The organism is Tepidicaulis sp. (genome assembly GCF_965222285.1).
GTDB lineage: Bacteria > Pseudomonadota > Alphaproteobacteria > Parvibaculales > Parvibaculaceae > Tepidicaulis.
In genome coordinates, this window is the sequence record NZ_OZ244942.1 from 2,106,289 (window position 1) to 2,128,418 (window position 22,130).

The following is a 22,130-nucleotide window of genomic DNA, read 5'->3' on the forward strand; positions in this document are numbered from 1 at the left end:
CTTACTGAACGATCACTTCGCGGAACAGAACATCGGTCACCTTGACCGGACGCGCGGCAAGATTGACCCGCCGCAAAAGCTCCTGACGCAGCAAATACATGCCGGCCGAGCCTTGAAAATCTTCCGGGCGCAGCTCGCGCAGATAGACCTGAAACCCGTCCACCACGCGCGGCATCACCATTTCCAGGTGCTCCATGCCGTCTTCGCTGGCAAGTTCGAGCGAGACGCGCAGCTTCAAATAGCGCGTCGGCCCGCCGCTCGGCGAAGACAGGTTCACCAGAAATTCCGGCAGGTCGTAGAAGATGGGTTCGCCCTCTTCGATCAGCGAAACTTCCATCTCCCCTTCCGCGCCGGACGCGCTGCTTCCGCCGGAAAGAAAAAATGCATAAGCGCCGTAGCCAAGCCCCCCGACGGCCAGCAGCGGCAGAATGATATAAAGAACGAGAAACTTGCCGCTGAGCTTCTTGCGGGAAGGCTCCTCCCCGCCTTCGGCAGCATCCGTTTCCATATCGATGTCGCTCATAATCTGCGTATCCTATGTGCGCTCTTCAGCAATCGCGGCCTGAAAGACAGGCCTCTTTGCGCTTCGTTTCAGCCATCCCTGCGGCACGAGACCCCCTCGCCCTTTTCCCGGCGACCCTGAAACTTTCTGAATTCTGACTGTCTTTGGTTAATGAAGTCTTTTGTTCGGCAAATCTTGCCGGGTCGAGTTTTCCGCCCGACGGTCCTTGCCGGGCGCCATTTCAGCCAAGCCATTGATTTTCCTGAAAAATCCATCTGGCACGCCCTCTGCAAATGATCCAGCGAAGCAGACCGCGGACCTGTCCGCAGAATGCATTGGGTGTGAAAATGGAAAACGCATTACTGATCGGGTTGACCCGTCAGATAACCCTGAAAAGGGAAATGGCGATTGTCGCCAACAATCTGGCGAACGCGAACACGACCGGCTTCAAAGCCGAACAACCGCTGTTTGAGGAATACCTCATGCCGGTTGCCCGCGATGACTCGCCGAACAAACGTCTTTCTTTCGTTCTTGATCAGGGCATTCACCGCAACCTGGCCGATGGCGGCCTGAAAACCACGGACAACCCGATGGATTTCGCCATTTCCGGCGACGGGTTCTTCAAGGTTCAGACGCCCGAAGGCATCCGCTATACGCGCAACGGTCATTTCCAATTGGACGCCACGGGCCGTCTGGTGACGGATAATGGCGACCCGCTGCTGGCGGAAGGCGATGCCCCCGTTTTCTTTTCACCTGAAGAAACCTCCATCGAAGTGGCCTCCGACGGCACCATTTCGACCGAGCTCGGCGAACGCGGCAAACTGACCGTCGTTGCCTTCGACAATCCCCGCGACATGAAAAAGACGGGGAACAACATGCTCGAGACCGACCAGCCGGAAATCGAAGCGCAGAACACGCGCATCATTCAAGGCGCGCTGGAAAGCTCCAATGTGAATTCGATCGAGGAAATGACGCGCATGATCGACGTCCTGCGCTCCTACACCTCGGCAGCCAAACTCGTCGAACAAGCAGATGAAATGAAACGCCGTGCCATCCAGGAATTGGGCGGTCGCAACAACTAACCGGCGCGCCCGGAACGGATTGAACGGATAGAAAGGTCAAGCCATGCAATCTCTCAGCATCGCAGCCACAGGCATGATGGCCCAGCAGCTCAACGTCGAGGTCATCTCGAACAACATCGCCAACATGAGCACCTCCGGCTTCAAGCGCCAGCGCGCGGAGTTTCAGGATCTGCTCTATCAGAACCTGCGCCGTGTCGGCTCGGCCTCCTCGGATGCAGGCACCGTCGTCCCCGCGGGCGTTCAGGTCGGCCTCGGTGTGAAAACCGGTTCGGTTTACCGCATCACGACGCAGGGCAACCTCGACAATACCGAAGCCCCGCTCGACATCGCAATCCAGGGCCGCGGCTATTTCCGGGTGGATCTGCCCAATGGTGAAACGGCTTACACCCGCGCGGGTAACTTCTCGCGCGACCCGAACGGCCAGATCGTTACCTCCGACGGCTATGTCGTGCAGCCCGGCATCACCATTCCCGAAGACGCGATCGACATCACGATCAACGCGCAGGGTCAGGTGCAGGCCACGCTGCAGGGCGAGACGGACCCTGTGATCGTCGGCCAGTTCGACCTTGCCACTTTCGCCAACGCCCCGGGCCTCGATCCCATCGGCGACAACTATTTCGTGGAAACCGCAGCGTCCGGCGCCCCCAATATCGGCGCGCCCGGCGATCAGGGCTACGGCACCCTTCTGCAGAAATTCCTCGAAACCTCGAACGTCAACGCGGTGAGCGAAATCAGCTCTCTCATTACCGCTCAGCGCGCTTATGAGATGAATGCCAAAGTCATCACCGCTTCGGACGAAATGATGTCCGTCACCTCCAACCTTCGCTAACGCTTAAACCCGGCGCGAGGAGAGACACGATGAAAACGACCATGAAAAAAGCAGCACTTGGGAAAATCGCGGCCCTTGGCCTGACGGGCTTTCTCGCCTTCACGCTGCCCGCCGCAGACGCCGAGGCCGCTCGGCTGAAGTCGGATGTCATCGTCTCCGGCAGTCAGATCACGCTTGGCGATATTTTCGACGAAGCAGGCGCCGCCAGCGATGTCGTCATCGCCGAAAGCCCCGTGCCGGGCCTCACCGACACGCTCTCCGTCTCACGCATCAGCGCCATGGCGCGGCGCAACGGCCTCGACTGGCGCAACCGGGACGGGCTGACCCATATTGCGGTCAAACGCACGGGCCTGCCCGTCGGCACCGAGGAAGTGCGCGATGTGCTGGCCGAAGCGCTCGCCTCCCGCTTCCCCGCAATTTCCGGCGCCGGTGTCCTTGAAGTCGAGATCGCGCCGAACAGCGCGCCGATCCTGGTGGCCGAAGGCGAGTTCCCGAGCGTCTCCGTCGACCGCTACAGCGTCGATGCCGGCAGCGGCCGTTTCGTCGCCCTGCTGCGCGCGCCCGCAAACGACCCCGCCGCCCCGGTGCGCCGGGTGATGGGCCGGGCTTATCCTGCCCTCGATGTGCCGGTGCTCACCAATCAGAAATCCGGCGGCGAACTGATCCGCGCTTCCGACATCGAATGGGTCCGCGTGCCGCTGACCCGTCTCGGTCAGAACATGATCACGGATATGAACAAGCTCGTCGGCATGACGCCGCGCAACGGCATCCGCCCCGGCCGCCCGATCCGCGCCTCGGATGTGGAAACGCCCGTCGTCGTGGAGAAAAGCTCGCTCGTCAACGTCACGTTCAAAAGCGGCGCCATGCTGCTGAGCACCCGCGGCACGGCGCTGAATGCCGGCGCGGTCGGCGACACGATCAGCATTTTGAACAGCCGCTCGCGGCGCACCATTCAGGCCGTCGTCACCGGCCCGGGGGAAGCGGAAATCACCGCGCCCGATCCCGTCCGCCTCGTATCGGCGCAGTAGTTTGAAGGCCCAGTACTAGAGCCACAGGAATTCGCCACTAGGGCGCCGGATTGGCGCCAGGCAAAGGAGCCAAGAAAATGTTCCATCTCTCCGCACCCCTCGCCGCCCGCCTGCGCACCGGCCTTGCCGTTACCTTGATGGGCGCCAGCCTGGCAGCCTGCAGCGCGGCCGACCGTCTGGCCAATGTCGGCAAACCGCCGCCGCTGAACCCGATCGAGAACCCCACCTCGCAGCCCGGCTACAAGCCCGTGACCCTGCCGATGCCGGCGCCGGAACAGGTGGTCTATCAGCCCAACTCGCTGTGGCGCTCGGGCTCTCGCGCCTTCTTCAAGGATCAGCGCGCCTCGCGTATCGGCGACATTCTGACGGTCAATATCGACATTACCGACCGCGCACGGGTCAATAACAGCACGACCCGCACGCGCTCCAATTCCGAAGACGCCAATGTCAGCGCGCTTCTGGGGTACGAGTCCGCTCTCGGGAAAATTCTTCCCGAGGCCGTGGACCCCGACAATCTGGCCGAGTTCGGCAGCGACAGCGCCAGCCAGGGCACCGGCACGGTGAACCGGCGTGAAGAAGTGACGCTTACCGTCGCCGCCGTCGTCTCGCAGGTACTGCCCAACGGCAACCTCGTGATCGAGGGACGCCAGGAAGTCCGGGTCAATTTCGAAGTACGTGAACTGCTCATCGCGGGCGTCGTCCGCCCTGAGGATATTTCCGCCACCAACACGATCCAGCACACCCAGATCGCAGAGGCGCGGGTTTCCTATGGCGGGCGCGGCCAGCTGACCGACGTGCAGCAGCCCCGCTACGGCCAGCAGGTTTACGACATCATCATGCCGTTCTGATCCATCAGAACCCGATTTAAAGGGAGGGCCGCCTTACGAAATACCAAGGCCATTTTCACACCACACACCCAAAGAAAAACGCGGCTCAACCGAGCCGCGTTTCCTCTTTCCGGGCAAGGCACTCCAAACCCTGCCGAATATCTTCTTCCCGCTTAGTCGTCGCGATAAACTTTCTCGCGCTTCTCGTGACGCTCCTGCGCCTCGATCGACAAAGTGGCGATGGGACGCGCATCGAGCCTCTTCAGGCTGATCGGCTCGCCCGTCTCTTCACAATAACCGTAAGTGCCTTCCTCGATCCGGCGCAGCGCGGAATCGATTTTGGAAATCAGTTTGCGCTGCCTGTCCCGGGTGCGCAGCTCGAGCGCGCGCTCCGTTTCGCTCGACGCGCGGTCGGCGATATCGGGATGATGACCGGAATCGTCTTGCAGGTGCTGCAAGGTTTCCTTGTTTTCGCGCAGAATATCGTCCTTCCAAGCGAGCAACTTTTGCCGGAAATACTCCTGTTGACGCTTGTTCATGAACGGTTCGTCGTCAGACGGCACATACCCTTTTGGTAACCGAACGCTCATGAGCCCTGCTCTCTCCTTCTCAACGCGATTCCCCCCCGCGTAAAAGCGGCTGGAGTATAGGTAGAGCCCCGACGATTCTCAATATCGGGACGAAAAGCTGGTTTACGCACGGGCCAGCTGGGCTTCTTTAGCCATAATCCCGTGACATGTCGGTGAAAAATGGCCCTTAAGCAAGAAATTTTAAGGGGTCAGCGCCCGAATTTTGCCAGCTCTACCCTGGCGCGCAGCTCGATATGGTCCAAAACCTCGCAAAGCTGCGGGTCGGCAACCTGATCGCGCTGGCGTTCCACAATGCTCAAAAGCCGGGAGAGTTTGGGGCCGGGCACCTGGCCGCTGAGCAGACCGAGCTTGATTTCATCGAGAATATCGAGAATTTCCTCGCCCCGCGCGACGGCGCGGCGCTTGCCGCCTTTAAAATCGCCCACCGTGTCGGCGCCCTGCACGGCAAGCAGCGCATCGAGCGCCGCCAGAGGGCCGGTGCCGGCGGCGGCGCGGGCCGGGGCCGCATCGCTGGCCCCTGCGGGTTGGAAGACAGCGCCGGAGGCGGAAGATTTTCCTGCCCGCGGCGCGCTGCCGCTCGTGCCGATCTGTGTTCTGCTGCCCACTTTCATGATCTAGCCCTGATACCCAACGCTGGTTTCCATCCCGGACGACGCCGGCTAACTGCCTGCCGGAAAAGCGCAATTCCGGCTATGTTTGAGGAATCCTGCGCCAGAGCATTTAACATGACGTTAAGGTTAAATGGCGGCAGGCAAATTTTACCGCCCAGGCCCGGCGTTTCTTGCCCTGCGGGCAGATTGCGGCTCGCGGCGCGCCACCAGGCAGCAAGAAAATTTCAGCAAAATCAATATGTTAAGAAACACACCCGCCCCAAGCGACTTGGCACGCATTTCGCTTTCTACTTTCACAGAAATTCATGCGCGGAGTGCAGCAACCGATGAAAAGCCACGCTCGACAACTCAGCCACCGCCTGTTCGGCGCCTTTCTGGCCGGTCTGGTTCTGGCCGCGGGCCTTCTTCCCGCGCCTGCCCAAGCTACCTCCCGGATCAAGGACATTGCCGATGTCGAGGGCATCCGCGACAACTTGCTGGTGGGCTATGGCCTCGTCGTCGGCCTCGACGGCACGGGCGACACGCTGCGCAACTCCACCTTCACGTTGCAGAGCCTGACCGCCATGCTGGAACGGCTCGGCGTCAACACGCGCGGTTCGGATCTGAAAACGGAGAACGTCGCCGCCGTCATGGTGACAGCCAACCTGCCCCCCTTCGCCCCGCAAGGCACGCGCATCGATGTGACGGTGAGCGCGCTCGGCGATGCCGAAAGCCTGCAAGGCGGCACGCTGCTGGTGACGCCACTCATGGGCGCCGACGGCGAGGTTTATGCCGTGGCTCAAGGCTCCCTCGCCGTGGGCGGGTTCAGCGCGCAGGGCGAGGCCGCCTCCATTACGCGCGGCGTACCCACCAATGGCCGCATCGCCAATGGCGCCATCGTCGAGCGGGAAATCGAATTCGAGCTGGCGACGCTGGGCAAGTTGCGCCTTGCCTTGCGCAACCCGGACATCACGACCTCGAACCGCATTGCCACGGCCATCAACACCTATCTGGGCCAACAGGCCGCCGAAGCGCAGAACCCGACTTCCGTCGAACTGCGCATGCCCGCCGGCTACCAGGGCTCGGTCATCGATCTTCTGACGGAAGTCGAACAGCTGCGCGTACAGCCCGACATGCCCGCCCGCGTCGTCATCGACGAATCTTCCGGCGTCATCGTCATGGGCCAGGATGTGCGCGTCAGCACCGTGGCCATTGCCCAAGGCAACCTGACGGTCCGCGTCACCGAGACGCCGCAGGTCAGCCAGCCCAACCCCTTTGCCGAGCAGGGCGACACCGTTGTCGTGCCGCGCACGGAAGTGGAAGTGGATGAAGGCGCAGACCGGCAGCTCGCGCTCGTCGGCGGCTCCGTCTCGCTGCAGGAGCTTGTCAACGGTCTCAACGCCCTTGGCATCGGCCCGCGCGACATGATCACCATTTTGCAGTCGATCAAGACCGCCGGCGCCCTTCAGGCTGAAATCGAGGTGATGTAATGGAACTCTCCGGCGCATTTTCCGCACAGCTCGCCGCTCAAAGCCACGAGCCTTCTTCCTTGCGCACGCGCAACGCCGAAAAGGCCCGCGAAGTGGCGCAGGATTTCGAAGCCCATGTGATTTCCGCCTTTGCCGAAAGCATGTTCGCTGAAATCCCGACCGACGGCCCCTTTGGCGGCGGCCATGGTGAAAGCGTCTTCCGCTCCTTGCTCATTCAGGAATATGGCAAGGAAATGAGCCAGTCGGGCGGCATCGGTATCGCCGACAATGTCTTCAAGGAAATCCTTAAACTGCAGGAGGTATCCCAATGACCGCTGCGCCCAGATCCAACTATACCGCCATTGAAGCGGCCCCGCCCCGCGAGCGCGTGGAGCGGCTGATCTCCGTCACCGACCATCTGATGCGGATCGTCGAACAGGAGAGCACATTCCTGCGTAACAAAGAGCCTTACCGCATCGAAGAGGTGCATGAGGAAAAGCTGCGCCTGACCTCCGACTACGCCATGGATATCGGGCTTTTAGGCAAGACGCCGCATATTCTCGATCAGGCCCCGGCTGAAATCGTCTCGCGCCTGAAAAGCAATATGAAGCAGCTCTCCGAAAAACTGACGGAAAACGAAAAGCTGCTCGGCGCGCTGAAAGAGGCCTCCGAAGACCTGATCAAAAACGTCGCCCGCATCGCCGCGCGCGAAAGACGTCCGGCTGCCGGCTACGGCAATTCCGGTCAGATGTCGGACCTGCCGAAGACGGCGCCTTCTGCCCTCTCGCTCGACCGGCAGATTTAGTTCGGGTCTCCACCAGTAGGGGCTTCCGGGCCCTTACAGTTTTCCACAAAAGGTTAAAACGCTTTAACCCGCCGTTAAAGCTTGCCGTCTAAGCTGCTTTCCTAGGGGATATTTGTGTTCAACCTTAAGGGGGGAGAGCATGAAACGGTGGCTTAGATGGATAGCATCGCCCCATTGCCAGGAACCCAGTCGCTAGCGGCGCTCGCTGCTGGCGATAAACCCGCGCGCACGGCCGAAGCCCAAAGCGTAACCCCGCGTCCGGTCGAACGATCCCGCCCTGCAAACGCCGCTCAAAACGGCCAGGAAGGCGACGAAGCCGCCATCCGCGCAACCATTGCCGAATTCTTTGCCGAAAACCGCGAAATCCATGTCGAAGTGGACGACCCGTCGGGCCGTGTCATCTTTCAGTCGCTGGACAAAGAAACCGGCGAGGTGAAAAACCAGGTCCCGAGCGAAGATATCGTCAAACTCGTCACACAGCTGCGCAACCCGCGCGGCCTGATCGTCGACGCCAAAGCCTGAACGCCCCTCCCCTCCGCATCACTTCTGCGCTGCCCGAAATCCGCACGCCTTTTCTTCTCCTTAACGGATCACTAACCTTAATTTGGGACGAATAAGGTCCCCAAGGTCAGATCTGACGGGCGCCCGCGCCCGCAAGGAGCCCCAGGCATTATGACGGACACGCCTTCAGCGCCCGCTCTGCAGGAAAATACCGGAATTGCGAGCCGCTTCGAGCGCGCCATGCGGCTGCACCAGAAAGGCCGGCTCGACGAAGCCGAACGCCGCTATGCCCGCATCCTGGAATCCGATCCGAACCATGCCGATACGCTGCACCTCCTGGGCGTTCTGAAAAGTCAGCGCGGCCAGCGCGAAGAAGCCGAAGCATTAGTGCGCAAGGCCATCGCGATCGATCCGACGCACCCGGTCTATCATCTGAATTTGGGCACTATACTCATGGAGGCCGAACGCTTCGAAGATGCACTTCCCGCATTAGATACAGCTCTAGAAATAGACGACAGCATCGCCAAAGCGCATTACCTGCGTGGCCAAACACTACTCAAGCTCGGCAAGCTGGACGAAGCCGAAAAACAATTACGCCGCGCCCTTACATTGCCGGACGCTGAAACCGACCTCGTCTACCAAGAAATCATGAATTTGAACGTCAAGCAGGAAGATGCGACGGCGCTGCGTAAAACGATTTCAGAAGCTCTCGAAACACATACAAATGACGCCATGCTGCACTATCTTGCAGCAAATTCGCTTCATGCCTTCCTGTTTCACGAGGACGCGCTTCCCTATTACAAGAAGGCGGCGGAAATCGACCCGGCATTGGTCGGCGCTTACTGCAATTGGGGATTGGCGCTTTCAAAGTTGGAACGAGCCGAGGAAGCCAGAAACATCGTGCAGCAAGCACTGCGCCGGCGGGGGGACATCCCGGAGCTCTACCTTACCTTGTCCATCATCGCGCATGACGACGATGAATTGCAGGAATCCATAGACTGGGCTGAGAAAGCCCTCGAAGCCGACCCCAACTTCGCACATGCCTATAGCGCGATCGCACGAGCGTTCGACAGCAATGGCATGTATGAAGACGCGATCGCAGCGTATAAAAAAGCGCTCGACATGGATCCGACCATGTATTCCGCGCTCCAGAATCTAGGCAGTACGCTTTATTCGATAGGGTTTCCTGAAGAATCCATCGCGTATTATGCAAAGGCGCTCGAACAAAACCCGAAGAACGAAATAGCCTATTGGAATCTATCGCTGTCTTTCCTCTCCATTGGACGGCTTGACGACGGCTGGGGTCTTTACAGTTACGGTTTTGGCAGCAAACAGCGCAAACCTTATAGGCCATTTCCTGGTCTCCTGTGGGATGGCTCTTCCCTCAAAGACAAAACCATCATGGTTTGGCGCGAGCAGGGGATAGGCGACGATCTACGCTTTTCCTCTATGTATGGTGAAATCGTCGCACAAGCCAAAAAGGTCATTATCGAAACGGATGCCCGCTTCGTGCCACTCTACCAACGCACCTGGCCCGAAGCGGTCGTCCGGCCCGAGACCAATACAAGCACCGGCCTCGGAAACATGAAGGAAGTGGACTTCGATGTTACGGCGCCGGCCGCATTGCTAGCCACCTACCTACGCCCGCGTATTGAAGACTTTCCGAGGCACGAAGGATATCTCGTGCCCGACCCTCACCGGCGCGCTGCCTTCAGGGAATGGCTGGACTCTCTCGGCTCAGGCATTGCGCTTGGTTTTGCTTGGCGGTCGGGAAAACGAAATGCAGTGCGCAGCCATTACTATACGGAGCTTGAAGACTGGCTTGAGCTTTTTAAAACACCTGACATCAAGCTGATCAATCTTCAATACGATAACGCTGGCCCCGATCTCGAAGCTTTCGAACTTGAATATGGGATCAAAATTCATCAAGCCCCCGATCTCGATCTTTATTCAGACCTTGACGGCGCAGCAGCGCTCACAAAAGAGCTCGACCTCGTCGTAAGCGCCGGCACCTCAGTAGGGGAAATGTCCGGTGCCCTCGGCGTGCCTGTCTTCATCTACACTTCCGCCAAGCACGTCATCAAGCTCGGGACAGATTACGTTCCCTGGTATCCGTCCATGGACATCGTGGATTTCCATCCGGGACTCTCTCCCAAGGAAGACTACATTCCTGAGGTGATCAGGAGATGCCAACGCAAGATCAAAGAAATCCAAAGGACAGCGCCATGAACGGAAAAAACCATATCCTTGCGGACGCTGCCGCTCCTATGGGGATCGATCAAATCATCCAGAACGGCCTGCAATTTCACCAGCAGGGCGCGTTCGACAAAGCGGCTCGCCTTTATGAAAAAGCGTTGAAGAAAGAACCGGGCAACCTTGCCGCGCTCAACTTCCTGGCCGATGCGAGATTGCGGGAAGGCAAACCGGCGCGCGCCATTCAAACCGCCCAAAAAGCTCTCAAACTCAAAGCAGACATGCCCGGCACACTCTTTATTCTCGGCAATGCGCTCAGCGCCATGGGCCGCCACGCCGAGGCCGCCGAACACTTGCAGCAAGCTATTCGGCTGAAGCCCGACTATGCCGATGCTTACCTCTCACTCGGCAATGCCTACCGGGAACTGGGTGAAGGTGGAAAATCGCTCGCCGCCTATGAAAAGCTGAGCGATTTGAGCCCTGGCTTCGCCGAAGCCCGCTTCAACCTCGCCAATGCTTACCGGCGCGAAGGACTGCTGGAAGAGGCGGCGGAAGAATACGAAGAAACACTGCGCCTCGCCCCCGGCATGGCTGCCGCCCACAGCAATCTCTCTGGCACGCTTTCCAAACTCAACAGACCGGAAGAAGCGCTCGATCACGCGCAAAAAGCCCTCGCGCTCGATCCCGCCCTAAGCACGGCTTACGTCAATGCCGGCAATGCGCTCAAGACACTCGGCAATCTGACAGCAGCAGAGGCGCAATACAGAAAAGCCCTGGATCATGCTCCTCAGGACGCAAGTGCCCATGGCCTGCTTGCAACGAGCCTGCAGGGGCAAGGCCGTTTCGAGGAAGCCTTCGCCGAATATGCCATTGCCCGCAAACTCGATCCGCGCTCCGATCTTATCCGCGGGGACTTGAGCACCGCGCAGCTTGGCGCCGGTATCATTGCCGAAGGGTGGGACAACCACGAGGCCCGTTTTGCCGCCGGTATCAATGTCGGCAATCGCGAATTCCCGGACATCTCCCGCTGGAACGGGGAGCCCCTGGATAACAGGACGCTTCTTGTTTGGAAGGAACAAGGGATCGGCGACGATATCCGCTATGTCTCCTGCCTGCCCGATCTTCTGGCCGCCAAACCTGAAACTGCGACGTGCCGGGTGGAAACCGACCCCCGGCTCATCAAGCTTTATGCCCGCAGCTTTCCCGGCGCCATAATCGAAGGTGTCGGAGCAAACGATGCGGCTGACGATATCGATTATCAGATCCCTATGGGCTCCCTTGCCCGTCTTTACCGGCGCACCTTGGAGGCCTTCCCTGCAACACCGGGGTATCTCGTGCCCGATCCGGCACGCCGGGACCAGTTTAAAACATGGATTGATGGGCTCGGAGAAGGGCTGAAAGTCGGCTTTGCTTGGCGAAGCGGAAATATGGGTGAAGGACGCTCAATCCATTACACGCAGATCGACGACTGGGCGGAGCTGCTCTCCCTGAAAGGGACCGAGCTCATCAATCTGCAATATGGCGCCGTCGATGATGAGTTGAAACGGGCCGAAGAGAAGACCGGCCGGGTCGTTCATCAAGCCGATCTCGATCTTTTCAACGATCTGGATGGAGTAGCGGCTCTGACCGCCTCACTAGATCTTGTCATCAGTGCAGGCACCTCAGCTGCCGATATGGCTGGCGCCGTCGGCACCCCTACCTTCATTTACACCCCCGCCTTCCACCCCATGATGCTGGGCACCGACCACCTGCCCTGGTATCCCTCCATGCAAGCCTTCCCGCGCAAATGGAATGAACCCATGGCCGAGGTTGTGGATAAAATCACGGCAGCCCTTGCCGCCCGGCTCTAAGTCTTTGTTTTTCAAAGCCGCCTTACCGGTCCACCTCACTCGGCGCAATTTTCCGGTAAGGCGGCAAAAAATGCCTGCGAACGGCAGGTTTTCCCTACCCCCGCCCCCGCAAAAAACAAGCAACCTATTGAAATAACATAGTTTTTCAATGTGGCCCGCCCTTTGCTCATATCTCTTCGACCATTGCCGGTTGTCGGCACGAGGAGATCGATATGAGCGATCAACGGATGTTTCTTTCGGACGACAAGACGAGTGTGAATAAGTTCGCAGTCCGTAAAGACGCCGTTTACCCGGAATTAATCATTAATTCCGAGTATATAGCTCGTGCCGCAGTTAAACAGACCGGCTTAAACCCGGAGGGTAGCAACAATGGCTGAAGTGGTTCTATCGGGTGCAATCCGCTCGAACCTTTTGAGTATCCAGAACACGGCAAGATTGCTGGACGACACCCAGCTGCGCCTGTCCACGGGCCTCAAGGTAAATAGCGCGGTCGACGATCCGACTGCATTTTTCCAGGCACGCTCGCTCAACACGCGCGCCGGTGACCTGAACCGGCTGGTGGACTCGCTCCAGCAGTCGATCAACACGATTCAGACGGCCGATGAAGGCATCACCTCGCTGCAAAAGCTGGTGGAAAGCGCCAAGGCACTTGCCAACCGCGCGCTGGAAACGCCCATCGTCGCCTCTTCTTCCGAAGGCCCGCGTCAGGTGGTGACGGATCCCGATGTGACAGCAACGGCTTTCGCTTCTGGCATCGCCTCTGGTGACGTGCTCACAGTGCAGGTCGGCGGCGGCTCTGTCCGCTCCGTCACCGTCGGCAGCAAAACCATCGGCGAGCTTGTCAGCGCCATCAATGCGATTACCGGGGTTTCTGCGGAAATCACCAACGAGCGTTCGCTCAAGATCGAAGGCGATAGCGGCCGCGCACTGGTCATCGGCAGCTCGGCCGGCTCCGTCGCAAACGACCTCGGTCTTGCCGGTTCCTTCACGAACGGCACGAACCGCGACAAATTCGAGACGGACTATAACGAGCTCCGTCTCCAGATCGACCAGCTGGCCGGTGACGCGAACTATCAGGGCGTCAACCTGCTGCGCGGCGACGATCTGACCATCAATTTCAACGAAAGCCAGACCAGCCAGATCACTATCCGCGGCGTCGACTTCACCGTGGATGGCGACCTGAGGCTGCCGGAAATCACCGCCCGTTCGTGGGAAAACGAGGTGAACCTGCGCAATACGGTCCGCGATCTCGATGCGGCAAGCCGCACCCTGCGCACTCAGGCCTCCACTTTCGGTTCCAACCTTGGCGTGGTGGAAATCCGCCAGGGCTTCACCGACCAGCTCATCAATACGCTGGAAGGCGGGGCAGCCGACTTGACCCTGGCCGATACGAACGAAGAAGGCGCCAATCTGCTTGCCTTGCAGACCCGCCAGCAGCTCGGTTCGGTGGCGCTCTCCATCGCCTCGCAGTCCGAACAAAGCGTGCTGCAGCTCTTCTAGAAGGGCTATCTGCGGCAGTTCATTGTTGCCTTTTACTTCAGCGGAGCTTCGGCTCCGCTTTTTTTTTGCAATTTTTTTCCGCGGATTTCCGCCGAATTTTCGAAAAAATTGAGATGAGTAAAACTTTTCCAGGCGCGTTTACCGGCCATTAAGCGCGCTTTGCCATGATCACATCGAACTCAGAAAGAGTTCCGGTTCAGGAAGAACCAACTGCTAATCCTAGGAAAGGGATGCTATAATATGTCTGGTATTACTCTCTCGAGCGCTGTTCGCGAAAACCTTCTTTCTCTCCAGAACACCGCTAAACTCACCGCTGACACTCAGAGCAAGCTTTCTACGGGTCTGAAGGTCCGGAGCGCTGTCGATAACCCGACTGTTGATTGCCGCTGAGATCTGACCCGGTATTTTCACCGAGAATTGACCCGCCTCGTGGATATGATTTGGGTTTGGTTAGATGGTCAAGTCGGTGCTTTCTCCTTTTTTGGTTTTTGCGGCCTGGGCCGAGCTGTTCCTGAAGCGGAAGCTGTCGTTTCCGGTTTCGAGAATGTGGCAGTGATGGGTGAGCCGATCGAGCAGCGCGGTTGTCATTTTGGCGTCGCCAAACACGCTGGCCCATTCGGCAAAGCTGAGATTGGTGGTGATGATGACACTGGTGCGCTCGTAGAGTTTGCTCAGCAGATGGAATAGCAATGCCCCTCCTGATGCGCTGAAGGGCAGGTATCCAAGCTCGTCGAGGATGACCAGATCGGAATGGACAAGCCGGTTGGCAATCTGTCCGGCCTTGCCCTGAGCCTTTTCCTGTTCCAACGCATTGACCAGTTCCACGGTCGAGAAGAAGCGCACTCTCTTGCGGTGATGCTCGATGGCCCGGATGCCCAGCGCTGTGGCGATATGGGTTTTGCCGGTTCCCGGCCCGCCCACCAACACCACGTTGTCGGTCTTGTCGATGAAAGCCCCTGAATGAAGCTGGCGCACCAGGGCCTCATTGATCTCACTGCTGGCAAAATCGAAGCCGGCCAGGTCCTTGTAGGTTGGAAACCGTGCCACCTTGAGCTGATAGGCAATCGATCTTGTCTCCCGTTCGGCCATCTCGGCCTTGAGCAACTGGGAGAGAACCGGAACGGCTGCCTGGACGGCCGGAGACCCCTGTTCGGTGAGCTCGCTGATCGCTTGGGCCATGCCTGTCATCTTGAGGCTTTTGAGCATGATGACCAGAGCTGCGCTTGCCGGATCATGACGCATGGCGCACCTCCTTGTCCGCACGCAGGGTATCGTAGCGTTCCACATTGGCCTGCGGTTCCTTGCCCAGGACAAGGGCTTGTGGTGCCTCGACGGGCGCGATCGCGGTCGATTTGCCATCGACCAGTCTGTGCAGCAGGTTCAGAATATGGGTCTTGGTGGGCACCCCGGTCTCAAGGGCCATCTCGACCGCGGCGAGCACGGCCTGTTCATCATGGTGGAGAACCAGGGCCAGGATATCGACCATCTCGCGATCGCCACCGGGTTTGCTCAGAAGATGGCGCTGCAACTGCCGGAATCCATCGGGCATGTCGGCAAAGGGTGCACCATTGCGCAGGGCACCGGGCTTTCGCTGGACCACGGCTAGGTAATGGCGCCAGTCATAAACAGTATGCCCGGTTCCATGATGGCGGTCGATGATCCGTAAGTGCTCACAGATCGTCTGTCCTTCGGCGACAACGACGATGCGCGCCGGATAGACTCTGACGCTGACCGGCCTGTTGGCGAAAGAGGCCGGCACGCTGTAGCGATTGCGTTCCAGGTGGATCAGGCACGTTGGGGAAACACGCTTGGTGTGTTCGACAAACCCGTCAAAGGGCCTTGGCACAGCCATCAGGAACTGGGTCTCGACCCGCCAGGCATCAGCAATGGTGCCCGGTTCAACGCCGTGAGAGGTCTCCTCCCACAAGCTCTTGCACCGATGCTCGAGCCAGATATTCAACTCCTCAAGCGAGTTCGCGTGCGGAATGGGCTGGAAAAGCCGGTGCCGGGCATCTTGCACGTTCTTTTCCACCAACCCCTTCTCCCAGCCGGCGGCCGGATTGCAGAACTCGGGCTCGAACACAAAGTGACTGGCCATGGCCGAGAACCGGGCATTGACCTGCCGGGCCTTGCCACGGCCAACCTTGTCCACGGCCGTGCGCATATTGTCGTAGATGCCGCGCCGGGGCACGCCGCCCAGCACGCGGAAGGCATGATTGTGGGCGTCGAACAGCATCTCGTGGGTCTGGAGCAGATAGGCCCTTACCACAAAGGCCCGGCTGTAGCAGAGCTTGGTATGGGCCGCTTGCAGCTTGACCCGCTCGCCCCCGATCAGCGCCCAGTCCTCACTCCAATCGAACTGGAAAGCTTCTCCAGGCTCAAAGGCCAGGGGAACGAACACGCCGCGGCCGGTGGTGTTCTGCTGGCGCTGGAGATCCTCTTTCCAGCGCCGGGCAAAAACCGCCACCCGACCATAGGAACCTTTAAAGCCAAGGCTGACCAGATCGGCATGGATCTGCTTGACTGTGCGCCGCTGCTTGCGCGGTTTGCGGCTCTCAGCCTTCAGCCAGCCCGATAGCTTCTCGGCAAAAGGATCGATCTTGCTCGGCCGCTCGGGCACTTTGAACTTCGGCTCAACCGTATCGGACCGAAGATATTTGCGAATGGTATTCCGGGACAGACCCGTGCGCCGTGCTATCTCCCGGATCGAAAAACCATCCCGGAAATGCCAGCGCCGGATAACGCTCAAAAACGCCATGTCCAACACTCCTCAATCTCCTGCCCAAAACGAGCAGGATAGCGTTCAAACATGGGTCAAATCTCAGTGGAAAAATCCCCCAATACCGGGTCAGATCTCAGCGGCAATCAACAACCCGACCTCGTTCTTCACCTCGCAGAGCCTGAACGCGCGTGCAGGCGACCTGAACGCCCTGCTCGACAACACCGGCCTTGCCGTTCAGACGCTGCAGGCGGCTGACGAAGGCCTCTCCGCTCTGACGAACCTGGTGCAGCAGGCTCGTGCGACGGCCACGCAGGCTCTGAACACGCAGATCACTGCTACGACGGCTTCCTCGTCCGACACGGGCGCTGCCGGTACGGCAGTAGCCGCCGGCACGTCCGGTATTAGCACCGGCGACACCATTACGGTCACCACGACGAATGCCGCCGGCGCGACCGTTACGGTTACGGCAACCGCCACGGCAGCCCGCGATCTTGACGGTTTGGCCTCAGTCATTAACGCCCAGACCGGCGTTACTGCCAGCTTCGCCAATGGCGTTCTGTCCGTTTCCGGTGACGGCGGCCGTACGGTCACGATTTCCGGTGCGGTTGCAACGAACCTGAGCATTTCAGGTACCTTCACGAACGGTACGAACCGTGACCAGTTCGTGACGGACTTCAACAACCTGCGCACGCAGATCGACCAGTTGGCCGGTGACGCAAGCTTCAACGGCGTTAACCTGCTCGACGGCGACAACCTGACGGTGACGTTCAACGAAACCGGCACGTCCACGCTGGAAATCTCCGGTGTGAGCTATGACTCGGCCGGTCTCGGCATCTCCGCTCAGACCAATGCAGGCTTCGAGACCGACTCGGGCGTTCAGTCCGCTCTGACGAGCCTGAACGGCGCGCTCACCTCGCTCCGCTCGCAGGCATCCACCTTCGGTAACAACCTTGCCGTTGTGGAAAACCGTCAGGACTTCACGAACAACCTGATCAACACGCTGGAAAGCGGTGCCGCCGGCCTGACGCTGGCTGACACCAACGAAGAAGGCGCGAACCTGCTCGCTCTGCAGACCCGTCAGCAGCTCGGCTCGATCTCGCTCTCTCTCGCTAACCAGGCTGACCAGGCCGTGCTGCGTCTCTTCTAATAGCGGCACAAGACGACATCTAAAGCGGCGGGGCCCAGGAAAGGCCCCGTCGTTTGCTTTTGTGCCCTGCCCTTCAAAACGTCCTGCAAGAAGCCGCCAATACCGCCGGGTTTCCGCCCACCGCAAAAAGCAGGTAATCTGCCGCATCTTATGCAGCGGCGAATCAGGGGTGCAGAACCATGGCTTTGAAAGTCGAACTGAAACCGGGCGAGCGCATTATCCTCGGCGAAAGCGTCATCACCAATGACAGCCAGCGCACCCGGCTCTTCATCGAAGGCACTGCCCCCATCCTGCGCGAAAAAGATATCATGCGGGTGGAAGAGGCCGACAGCCCTTGCAAGAAAATATACCTAGTAGTCCAGATGATGTATCTGGCCGCCGATCCTTCCAAACACCACGATCTATATTTCGAACTTGTGAAGGATGTGAGCGAGGCCGCCCCCAGCGTAGTGCCGCTGATCGACGCCGTTAACAACCGAATATTAACCGGCGAAATGTACAAAGCTCTTAAGGAAGCTCGCAAATTGGTGGATTACGAGCAGGAGCTAATTGCCAATGTTAAATCCGGCTGAAGCCTACGGTAAGACGGCTAAGATGGCCCCTGGGGCCCCTCGGGAGCTGGAAGGCAACCTTCTCATCAAAGCCGCATCGCAGCTTCAACGGATCAAGGAAGGCTGGCCCGACAGCAAAAAAGAGCTCTCCGGCGCCCTCCTTTACAATCGCAAGCTCTGGACGATTTTCGCCGCCTCCGCGGCCGAGGACAATCATCCCCTTCCCCGCGAGATCAAACAGAACATCGCCAACCTGGCGCTCTTTATCTTCAAGCATACGGCCTCTGTGGAAGCGAAACCCGCGCCCGAGCGCCTGGATACGCTGATCAACATCAACCGCCAGATCGCCGCCGGCCTCTTCCAGAAGCCGGGGGCAAGCACGGCCCCTTCCGAGCCCGCGGCCGCGAATTTCTGAACCCGCAATTGCCGCAACGCTCTCTACCACAGAAAAAACAAAGGCCCGCCGAAGCGGGCCTTTTTCATTTCATGTGCCTTGGAAGTCTGCCGGCGTCTTAACGGATGAAGTTCAGAAGCGACAATTCGTTGGCGCGCGCGGTTACCTGATAGCTTGCCTGGATCTGCACCTGCAGCTTACCGATCTTGGCACTGATCTCGTAAGGGTCCACCCCTTCCCGGTCCTCCACGAGCCCCAGAGACAGCGATAGGTTTGTCTCATGGCGGGTTTGGGTCTGTTCCAGCCGGTGCTGCGTCAGACCAAGCTCGGTCACCACATCGGCGACGGAGGCTTTGCCCTCGAAAGTCAGCTCCTGACCGAGGCGCTTGGTCAGCGCCGCATAAGCATCCGGCGCATTGGGGTCGGCGTCGGAAAACTGAAGCGCGGCATAAATCGCCTGGGTCTTCAGCGTATCGCGGATCGGGGCCTCATCGGCCCGGGCACCATAAGAAATGCTCTGCCCCTCGCCGATACGCGCGGTGACGCTGTCGCGGGCAATACCTGCCCCATCGCCCTTGTACCAGTACACCGTATTGGCCGGCGTCCCGTCGATCAGACCCGTTGCCGTATCGAAAGGCGGGCCGTCCACACGCTGCGGCGCGGTCCCGTTGCCATAATCGAAGAAATTATCCGCTGCCGCCTTGGCCGAGGCTGCCCGCAGCGTCGTCTGGGAGAAGTCCTGCAAGGCCGTATCGAAAGCGGCATTGAAGTTCGCTGCCGTCGCATCTTCATCCGCGCCGATCAGAAACTGGCCTTCCTCGGGCGGGTTCGTGTTCGTGGCTTGCAGTGTAATGGTCTCCGTCGTGCCATCTGGCAGATCGACTTCAATGGAAATCGTTTCCCCCTCATTCGGCAGCGTGGCCGAGAAGGCAATGGTCAACCCGGCCGGTGTGCCTGTCGGCTGCGGCACCGTCGTGCCCGTCAGATTGGAGGTCGTCGCCGAGAGCTTAAGGCCGAAAGCATTCGGCGAGGCGGATTCGGCAATCCGGACTTCCTCGGGATTGGGCTGGCTCAGCGCCAGGCGGCCGCGGTTATCGGCGCCAAGGTCGGCCTGACGGCGCTCATCGATGATCTGCTTCAAGCCGGCATGGGTCACATCGCCGTCCAGGATTTCACCCGGCAGCGCGACGGGACGCGTGTCCGTATCCTTGCCTGCGAAAAGATAGCGATCGTCCAGCTCCAGATTCAACAGCGACACAAGCTCATCGAGATTGGCAGCCGAGTTCGCCTGGAGCTGCGTCTGCCCGGTGCTGAGAAGCTCGAACGTACTGGTGAGGGAGGCGGTCTTACTCGTATTGGCAATCTCTTCCACACGGGTCAGTGCATCGACAGAGGCTTTCGTGCGCAGCTTCACCCTTTCGATCGTCGAGATGAACCCATCCGTCTCCGTGACCTGGCTGCGCAGGGAAAGCACCAGCGTGCGATCACTGCCGAGCCCAGAAAACGTGTCGGATTTCTTCAAGGTGACGAGCTGACGGCGCAGGTCTTCAAACTGCGTCTGCAGGCGGGAAATATCGTCCTTGAAGCGAAGAGCCTGAGAGAGAGAAGAAATTTGCATGGCTTACCTGCCAATTGTCAGAAGGGTCTGAAACATTTCCTGGATCGCGGTGATCACCCTGGCGTTTGCCGCGAACGCGTTCTGCAGCACCAGGAGATTGGCCATTTCCTCATCGACATTCACCCCGGTCCCATCCGCGAATTTTTCTTCCAGCGCGTTTTTGACGAGCGAGACGCTTTCAAGATCGCGCTTCACTTCGGCGACCTGGCCGGTCTGGAAGGTAACAAGCCGGCGCGCAAAGGCATCGACCGAACCGGAGAAAGGGGAACCGGCGCCGCCGATCCCGCTATCGGGATGATACTCGCGCTGGTTCTCTTTCAGCCGGCGGATCAGGTCGAGCGGCCGGGTATTGTCCCCGGAAGCCGTCGCAGGCGAGGTCTGATAGTTAACGAGCAGCGTATTGTCGTTGCGCACCGCATCGTTTAGCTGAATGCGGCCGGCAAAGCCCAGCTTCTGCGTCTGGCCGTCCTGGCTGTTGGAATAGATCTTGTTCGTCGCCCCGTCCACGAAGAGCGCAAGGCCGGTACCCGCGTCCTGCAGAGCGGCGGGCGTGACGACAGCCGACACACCGTTCACATCCGAGGTCGCGCCTGCCCCGTCATCGAGGAAGCGGATCGTGTTCGCACCCGGTGTGGAAGCAACAACTTCAGCAGGCAGCGCCGCATTGATATCCGTGATGATATCGCCGATCGGCTGATTGAAGTTGATGCCGACGACCTGATCGTTCGGATTGGCCGTGACCGTGTTGGCAAGCGGCAGTGAGGCCGGATCATCCACCGCGATGAAAGTAATGTTCACCGGGGTGCCGGGCGGCGTCACCGTATAGTTCAGGTGAATTTCGTTGCCCGGCTGGACGTTCGCAATATCGATATCGAAACCGCTCGCCGGGCCCGCCGTTGCCGCAACGCCGTTCACCTGCTCCTCTGAGAAGGCAAGCGCGAGGCCCGAGGCAAGCTCATCAAGTTGAGCCTGGGTTTCCACCAGAATATCATCGCGTAGCTTCAGATAGCCGCCGATTTCCCCGCCCTGAAAGGCGCCGGCCTGAATGAGGTCGACTTCCACCCCGCCGGAGGTGATGGAGATCGTGCCGACATTGCGCTGCGCCGGATCCGTGGAATATTGCGAATTGGCCGCAATCGAGGTGCGCTCGTCGAAATTCAGCACCTGGGCGGTCTTGTCCGCCAAGAGAAAACCGCTGGAGGTGAAAACCGACAGCGAGCCGTCATTCTGCTCGACCACACGAATATCGAGCAGCTTGGAAAGCTTGTCGATTGCCAGATCGCGCTGATCTTCCAGATCGGCCGTGGAAATGGACCCGTCCTGGCGCTGGGAAATCTGCACATTGACCGTAGCAATGTTCTGCAGGAGCGCGTTGACGTCATCCACCGCGGTCGCGATGTTGTTTTCCGCATCGAGGCGCAGTCCCTGCACCTGATTGGTCAGATAGTTCAAAAGCTCGGCGGAACGGCTAGCCTGGTTGATGACCGACTGACGCACGGCCGAGTTGGCCGGGTCCGTCGTCAGGTCCTGCAGGCTGTCGCCCAAAGCTTCCAGGACGCCGGCAATGGACGTTTCGTCCTCCGGACGCCCGAAAAGATTATCCACGCGCTGCAGGAAGCTGGAAAGCACTTCGAGGGAACCGGCCTGCGCATTCTGCGTGCGCAGCTGCTGCTGCAGGAAAAGATCGACCTGACGCACCGCCCCTTCGGAGCGCACGCCGATGCCCTGCCCGCCCGCCACAACGTTCTGCTGCGGCAGAACCTTGCGCGTGTAGCCGGGGGTGCTCGCATTCGCCACGTTGCGCGAGACGAGATCGATCCCGGCTTGCGTAGTGCGAATGCCGCTAAGGGCAACACTGATGGACGAATAAAGACCCATGGTCCCGTTTCCTGCCTAAGGTGCCGGGCTAAGGGAAAGGCAGCAATGCCTTTC

General features: G+C 59.4%; 22 protein-coding genes. 15 read left to right on the forward strand and 7 right to left on the reverse strand.

What is annotated here, in order from left to right:
- Position 1: 1 nt before the first annotated feature.
- A complete protein-coding gene (locus ACOQOT_RS10090; protein ID WP_420559149.1) occupies positions 2-523 on the reverse strand; it encodes a flagellar basal body-associated FliL family protein in 522 nt (173 codons plus the stop codon).
- A gap of 326 nt (positions 524-849) precedes the next feature.
- Between ACOQOT_RS10090 and flgF the strand changes: the two genes are divergently transcribed.
- The 4 genes from flgF (at position 850) to flgH (ending at position 4,289) form a co-directional block, all read left to right on the forward strand.
- Positions 850-1,584, forward strand: a complete 735-nt coding sequence (gene flgF / locus ACOQOT_RS10095; RefSeq protein WP_420559150.1) for a flagellar basal-body rod protein FlgF — start codon at positions 850-852, stop codon at positions 1,582-1,584.
- Positions 1,585-1,627: 43 nt separating this feature from the next.
- Positions 1,628-2,413, forward strand: a complete 786-nt coding sequence (gene flgG, locus ACOQOT_RS10100) for a flagellar basal-body rod protein FlgG (RefSeq protein ID WP_045444544.1) — start codon at positions 1,628-1,630, stop codon at positions 2,411-2,413.
- A gap of 29 nt (positions 2,414-2,442) precedes the next feature.
- The gene (gene flgA / locus ACOQOT_RS10105; protein ID WP_420559151.1) at positions 2,443-3,441 is read left to right on the forward strand and encodes a flagellar basal body P-ring formation chaperone FlgA; all 999 of its coding nucleotides are present in this window, start codon (positions 2,443-2,445) and stop codon (positions 3,439-3,441) included.
- 77 nt (positions 3,442-3,518) lie between these two features.
- Positions 3,519-4,289 carry a flagellar basal body L-ring protein FlgH gene (gene flgH, locus ACOQOT_RS10110; protein ID WP_420559152.1) on the forward strand — a complete coding sequence of 257 codons (771 nt, stop codon included), beginning with the start codon at positions 3,519-3,521 and terminating at the stop codon, positions 4,287-4,289.
- Between the two features lie 152 nt (positions 4,290-4,441).
- Here flgH and dksA read toward each other — a convergent pair whose 3' ends face one another.
- Together dksA and ACOQOT_RS10120 are read right to left on the reverse strand one after the other, a co-directional pair.
- Positions 4,442-4,858: an RNA polymerase-binding protein DksA gene (dksA, locus tag ACOQOT_RS10115; protein WP_045444552.1), complete on the reverse strand. Its 417-nt coding sequence runs from the start codon at positions 4,856-4,858 to the stop codon at positions 4,442-4,444.
- A gap of 188 nt (positions 4,859-5,046) precedes the next feature.
- Entirely contained in the window at positions 5,047-5,469 is a 423-nt protein-coding gene (locus ACOQOT_RS10120; protein WP_420559153.1) for a flagellar assembly protein FliX, read from the reverse strand.
- A gap of 326 nt (positions 5,470-5,795) precedes the next feature.
- Here ACOQOT_RS10120 and ACOQOT_RS10125 point away from each other — a divergent pair, with 326 nt between their 5' ends.
- The 8 genes from ACOQOT_RS10125 (at position 5,796) to ACOQOT_RS10160 (ending at position 13,766) form a co-directional block, all read left to right on the forward strand.
- On the forward strand, positions 5,796-6,938 hold the full coding sequence (locus ACOQOT_RS10125) for a flagellar basal body P-ring protein FlgI (RefSeq protein WP_420559154.1): 1,143 nt from the start codon (positions 5,796-5,798) through the stop codon (positions 6,936-6,938).
- Positions 6,938-7,249 (forward strand): rod-binding protein, encoded by a 312-nt coding sequence (locus ACOQOT_RS10130; RefSeq protein ID WP_420559155.1) that lies wholly within the window; start codon positions 6,938-6,940, stop codon positions 7,247-7,249. The genes ACOQOT_RS10125 and ACOQOT_RS10130 overlap by 1 nt, the downstream gene beginning before the upstream one ends.
- Complete coding sequence (locus ACOQOT_RS10135; protein WP_420559156.1) at positions 7,246-7,722, forward strand: hypothetical protein; 477 nt, start codon at positions 7,246-7,248, stop codon at positions 7,720-7,722. Before ACOQOT_RS10130 ends, ACOQOT_RS10135 begins: the two co-directional genes overlap by 4 nt.
- Before the next feature lie 156 nt (positions 7,723-7,878).
- On the forward strand, positions 7,879-8,244 hold the full coding sequence (locus tag ACOQOT_RS10140) for a flagellar protein FlaG (RefSeq protein WP_052379249.1): 366 nt from the start codon (positions 7,879-7,881) through the stop codon (positions 8,242-8,244).
- Positions 8,245-8,394: 150 nt separating this feature from the next.
- Complete coding sequence (locus tag ACOQOT_RS10145) at positions 8,395-10,452, forward strand: tetratricopeptide repeat protein (protein WP_420559157.1); 2,058 nt, start codon at positions 8,395-8,397, stop codon at positions 10,450-10,452.
- A complete protein-coding gene (locus tag ACOQOT_RS10150; protein WP_420559158.1) occupies positions 10,449-12,266 on the forward strand; it encodes a tetratricopeptide repeat protein in 1,818 nt (605 codons plus the stop codon). The genes ACOQOT_RS10145 and ACOQOT_RS10150 overlap by 4 nt, the downstream gene beginning before the upstream one ends.
- A 212-nt stretch (positions 12,267-12,478) precedes the next feature.
- A complete protein-coding gene (locus ACOQOT_RS10155) occupies positions 12,479-12,643 on the forward strand; it encodes a hypothetical protein (RefSeq protein ID WP_420559159.1) in 165 nt (54 codons plus the stop codon).
- A complete protein-coding gene (locus ACOQOT_RS10160; protein WP_420559160.1) occupies positions 12,636-13,766 on the forward strand; it encodes a flagellin in 1,131 nt (376 codons plus the stop codon). Before ACOQOT_RS10155 ends, ACOQOT_RS10160 begins: the two co-directional genes overlap by 8 nt.
- A gap of 450 nt (positions 13,767-14,216) precedes the next feature.
- Here ACOQOT_RS10160 and istB read toward each other — a convergent pair whose 3' ends face one another.
- Entirely contained in the window at positions 14,217-15,008 is a 792-nt protein-coding gene (gene istB / locus ACOQOT_RS10165; RefSeq protein WP_121881981.1) for an IS21-like element helper ATPase IstB, read from the reverse strand.
- A complete protein-coding gene (istA, locus tag ACOQOT_RS10170; protein ID WP_420559161.1) occupies positions 14,998-16,524 on the reverse strand; it encodes an IS21 family transposase in 1,527 nt (508 codons plus the stop codon). Before istA ends, istB begins: the two co-directional genes overlap by 11 nt.
- Here istA and ACOQOT_RS10175 point away from each other — a divergent pair.
- The 3 genes from ACOQOT_RS10175 to flaF all read left to right on the forward strand — a co-directional run bounded on the left by ACOQOT_RS10175 (position 16,523) and on the right by flaF (position 18,601).
- The gene (locus ACOQOT_RS10175; RefSeq protein ID WP_420559162.1) at positions 16,523-17,635 is read left to right on the forward strand and encodes a flagellin; all 1,113 of its coding nucleotides are present in this window, start codon (positions 16,523-16,525) and stop codon (positions 17,633-17,635) included. The genes istA and ACOQOT_RS10175 overlap by 2 nt on opposite strands.
- 179 nt (positions 17,636-17,814) lie before the next feature.
- The gene (gene flbT, locus ACOQOT_RS10180) at positions 17,815-18,207 is read left to right on the forward strand and encodes a flagellar biosynthesis repressor FlbT (protein WP_420559163.1); all 393 of its coding nucleotides are present in this window, start codon (positions 17,815-17,817) and stop codon (positions 18,205-18,207) included.
- 22 nt (positions 18,208-18,229) lie between these two features.
- Entirely contained in the window at positions 18,230-18,601 is a 372-nt protein-coding gene (flaF, locus tag ACOQOT_RS10185) for a flagellar biosynthesis regulator FlaF (protein WP_420559164.1), read from the forward strand.
- A gap of 97 nt (positions 18,602-18,698) precedes the next feature.
- Here the strand turns inward: flaF and ACOQOT_RS10190 are convergent, their stop codons facing one another.
- Complete coding sequence (locus ACOQOT_RS10190; protein ID WP_420559165.1) at positions 18,699-20,198, reverse strand: flagellin; 1,500 nt, start codon at positions 20,196-20,198, stop codon at positions 18,699-18,701.
- Between the two features lie 3 nt (positions 20,199-20,201).
- Positions 20,202-22,076 carry a flagellar hook-associated protein FlgK gene (gene flgK / locus ACOQOT_RS10195; protein ID WP_420559166.1) on the reverse strand — a complete coding sequence of 625 codons (1,875 nt, stop codon included), beginning with the start codon at positions 22,074-22,076 and terminating at the stop codon, positions 20,202-20,204.
- Between the last annotated feature and the right edge of the window lie 54 nt (positions 22,077-22,130).